General features: G+C 38.3%; 3 protein-coding genes. All 3 read left to right on the top strand.

Annotated features, from left to right (window positions below):
• Positions 1–568: 568 nt before the first annotated feature.
• The 3 genes from uvrY to pgsA all read left to right on the top strand — a co-directional run bounded on the left by uvrY (position 569) and on the right by pgsA (position 3,734).
• A complete protein-coding gene (uvrY, locus tag AC4GME_RS17855; protein ID WP_490379939.1) occupies positions 569–1,213 on the top strand; it encodes a UvrY/SirA/GacA family response regulator transcription factor in 645 nt (214 codons plus the stop codon).
• 45 nt (positions 1,214–1,258) lie between these two features.
• Positions 1,259–3,091, top strand: a complete 1,833-nt coding sequence (uvrC, locus tag AC4GME_RS17860; protein WP_490379940.1) for an excinuclease ABC subunit UvrC — start codon at positions 1,259–1,261, stop codon at positions 3,089–3,091.
• 94 nt (positions 3,092–3,185) lie between these two features.
• Positions 3,186–3,734, top strand: a complete 549-nt coding sequence (gene pgsA, locus AC4GME_RS17865) for a CDP-diacylglycerol--glycerol-3-phosphate 3-phosphatidyltransferase (protein ID WP_490378233.1) — start codon at positions 3,186–3,188, stop codon at positions 3,732–3,734.
• The last annotated feature ends 229 nt before the right edge of the window (positions 3,735–3,963 follow it).

Here is a 3,963-nt window from a genome sequence, read left to right on the forward strand (position 1 = left end):
AGGGTTAATAGCTCTCCGAGAGTTCAAATCTCTCCTCCTCCGCCACATTTAAAAAGGCTTCTCATATGAGAAGCCTTTTTTCGTTTCTACATCTGTGAACTGTGAAAGTTTGAAATATCTCCGACTCTTCGTTCAGCCACATTTAAAAATGCTTCTCAATTGAGAAGCATTTTTTCGTTGGGGCGTTCTAAATTAGCGCGTAATAATAGTTTTTAGGGGATAGTGCTGATAGTTCAAATATCTCCAGCCCTTCACTAAAGCACATTTTGAAAGACTAATCATTTTAGAAGCTTTTTCGTTGCAAAGATGAATAGTTACACATTTCCTTTCTTTATATATACATATTTGTACACTTCTATTTTTCGGCACTATTATTACTATTATCAGTATTTATTTAGCATTGAGTTTTACAATAGATTAATTTACGTTATTGTTAAGTAACGCAAATAGTGATGTTTTTTGATTATGTGAAACTTAACTTTTTGGGTACTATCAGCCAGTTGTAAACTGCAGCCTTTTTTATTTGATGTGTAAGTTGTGTGCTTAGGCATTTACGGAGAAATTTTTTGTGATAAATATCCTGTTGGTCGATGACCATGAATTAGTTCGTACAGGGATTCGCCGTATCATTGATGATGTTCGAGGCATGAAAGTTATTGGAGAGGCCGAAAGTGGCGAGGAAGCTGTGAAATGGTGCCGCAGCAATGATCCTGATGTTGTGTTGATGGATATTAATATGCCCGGTATCGGGGGTTTAGATGCCATGCATCGTATTTTACGCATTAATGAAGATATCAAAATCATTATGTTGACTATGCATACAGAGAATCCTTTCCCATCTAAAGTTATGCAGGCAGGCGCGGCGGGTTACTTAAGTAAAGCTGCTGCTCCTGATGAAGTGCTGAAAGCTATCCGTTCTGTTAACTCGGGACAACGTTATTTAGCACCTGAAATTGCTCAACAGATGGCGCTTTCACAAATATCCCCTGCAACTGAAGATCCTTTTAGCGTACTTTCTGAAAGAGAGTTACAGATCATGATGATGATAACAAAAGGGCAACGTGTGGTAGATATCTCAGAACAACTTAGCCTGAGTCCGAAAACAATCAATAGTTATCGTTACCGTTTGTTTGATAAATTGGGTGTGAATGGTGATGTAGAGTTAACGCACTTAGCTATTCGTTATGGCATGCTTGATGCGGATACGCTGTAATATATTGCAAACAAACAATATGGCACCTGCGGGTGTCATTTTTGTATGAGTTCATTTTCTGCACAGGCATTTTTAAAAACAGTCACCAGTGAACCTGGTGTTTACCGTATGTTTAATGATCAGCAGACGGTAATATACGTCGGCAAAGCAAAAAATTTAAAAAAACGCCTTAGCAGTTATTTCAGTCTTACCCAAAAACATCCTAAAACATTAGCCTTAGTCAGTCATATTTATAATATTGAAGTGACTGTAACCCATACAGAAACCGAAGCGCTCATTTTAGAGCACAACTTTATCAAGCAATATAAACCTAAGTACAATGTATTGTTACGTGATGACAAATCCTATCCTTACCTGTTTTTAAGCGCTCACAAACATCCTCAACTAACACTTGTACGCGCACAAAATAGAAAACGCAAAGGTACCTATTTTGGTCCCTATCCAAGTGGTGGGGCGGTACGTGAAAGTTTACATCTGATGCAAAAGTTATTTCCAATTCGCCAGTGTGAAGATAGTTATTACAGTAATCGCTCGCGCCCTTGTCTGCAGCATCAATTAAAGCGTTGTTTAGCTCCTTGCGTTAATGCTATGCCTGAAGAGGAGTATAAACATCAGGTCGATCTCGCCACTGAGTTTTTACAAGGTAAAAGTCAGCATGTTATTAACCAGTTGGTTAATGAAATGGAGAAAGCAAGTCAAGAGCTTGAATTTGAAAAAGCGGCACTAAGACGTGATCAAATTCAATCATTAAAAAAAGTACAAGAACAGCAATGGGTCAGTGGTGATATTGAGCAGCTCGATGTAATAGGGGTTGTTTATAAGCATGGTATTGCCAGTATTCATCTGTTATTTGTTCGTCAAGGACGGATTCTTGGGAGTCGTAATTATTTTCCTAAAGTACCTAAAAACTCCAGTAAAGACGAAGTCTTAAGTTCTTTTTTAAGTCAGTTTTACCTGTCTGGTCAAAACGGCAGGGCTATTCCCAAAGAAATTTTGCTCAGTGATGATTTTTCTGAGCGTTTTGTTTTCACTGAGCTATTTACTGAATATTGCGGATATAAAACCGTATTAAAAATCGAGATGCGCGGTGAACGTGCAAAATTTATTAAACTTGCTCAAACCAATGCCAAAATCGCTTTACAAACTCATCTCAGCCAAAAAAATAATATCTTGCAGCGTTATCAACTGCTCGAAGAAAAACTAGAACTGACCAAACCTATTGAACGTATGGAGTGTTATGACATCTCGCATATGATGGGGGAAAAAACAGTCGCGTCTTGTGTGGTATTTAACCGGGAGGGTGCTAATAAATCAGCTTACCGTCGTTTTAATATTACCGGGATCACGCCCGGGGATGATTATGCCGCAATGGGACAAGTGTTAGCACGTCGTTTTAAAGATCCGCAGGCACCTGAAAATATTCCTGATATTATCTTTATTGATGGGGGGCTCGGGCAGCTAAGTCAAGCAGAGGTTATTGTTAGCTCCTTAGAGCATAACTTTGACGGTAAATACCCTTTGTTAATCGGTATTGCAAAAGGCGTAACACGAAAAGCTGGCTTAGAAACATTAATATTAGCCGAGAGCCATGAAATATTAGAAATGTCGGATGATTCACCTGCATTGCATTTGATTCAGCAAATACGTGATGAATCACATCGATTTGCAATTATGGGACATCGCCAGCAACGAGATAAAAAAAGACGTACTAGTACGTTAGAAGGAATTAACGGAGTCGGAGCTAAACGTCGTCAAATTTTATTAAATCATTTTGGAGGTTTACAGGGGGTAAAATCGGCAAGTGTTGATGAGCTGGCAAAAATACCCGGTATCAGTTTTTGTTTAGCTGAAAAAATATATGAAGCTTTGCATCAGTAAAGATAGCCGCATATTTAATAATTAACCTTGTTAACTATTTGCATTATGAAACAATAAAATGCAAAAATAGGTCGCTCACATAAAGGATATATTAATGCTAAACATTCCCAATATTTTAACTGGTTTTCGAATTTTCTTAATTCCAGTTTTTGTGCTTTTTTATTATTTACCGGTTACTTGGGCAGCTCCCGCTGCAGCTTTTATTTTTTTGCTTGCCAGTATTACTGATATTTTAGATGGTTATCTAGCGCGAAAACTTAATCAACAAACGGCTTTCGGTGCCTTTTTAGATCCGGTTGCCGATAAAATTATGGTCGCGGTTTCATTGGTTATGATTGTTGAACATTATGCTGTCATTTGGATTGCCATTCCGGCAATGATAATGATTTGCCGGGAAATCATTATCTCAGCATTGCGTGAGTGGATGGCTGAGTTGGGTAAACGTGCCAGTGTTGCAGTATCGTGGGTTGGTAAAATTAAAACAGCTGCGCAAATGCTGTCACTGTTTTTATTGATTTGGCAGTACTCAAGAGAAATGGAATGGGTTGGTTTTACTTTTTTATATATAGCAACAGCATTAACGCTTTGGTCAATGATTGTGTATTTAAAAGCAGCATGGCCTGCACTGAGTGAAAATGCCTAATATTTTGCTGGATAAACAAACGCTTCGTTTGAAAAAACAGCGAACAGCATGAAATTAACAAAAAAGTTGCTAAAGAGTGTTGACTCAGTTCGGAAAATCCTTAGAATGCGCACACATCGAGAGGGGAAACAGTTTACTGCAAACCTTAAGATTGTAATTGAAATGTGATGCGGTACTAGCTCAGTGGTAGAGCACAACCTTGCCAAGGTTGGGGTCAAGAGTTCGAATC

Source organism: Psychromonas sp. (genome assembly GCF_983033635.1).

What these genes read in the sequence shown, in the direction of transcription:
- uvrC (WP_490379940.1), top strand. Translation starts at nt 1,259, where the DNA reads ATGAGTTCATTTTCTGCACAGGCATTTTTAAAAACAGTCACCAGTGAA.
- pgsA (WP_490378233.1), top strand. Translation starts at nt 3,186, where the DNA reads ATGCTAAACATTCCCAATATTTTAACTGGTTTTCGAATTTTCTTAATT.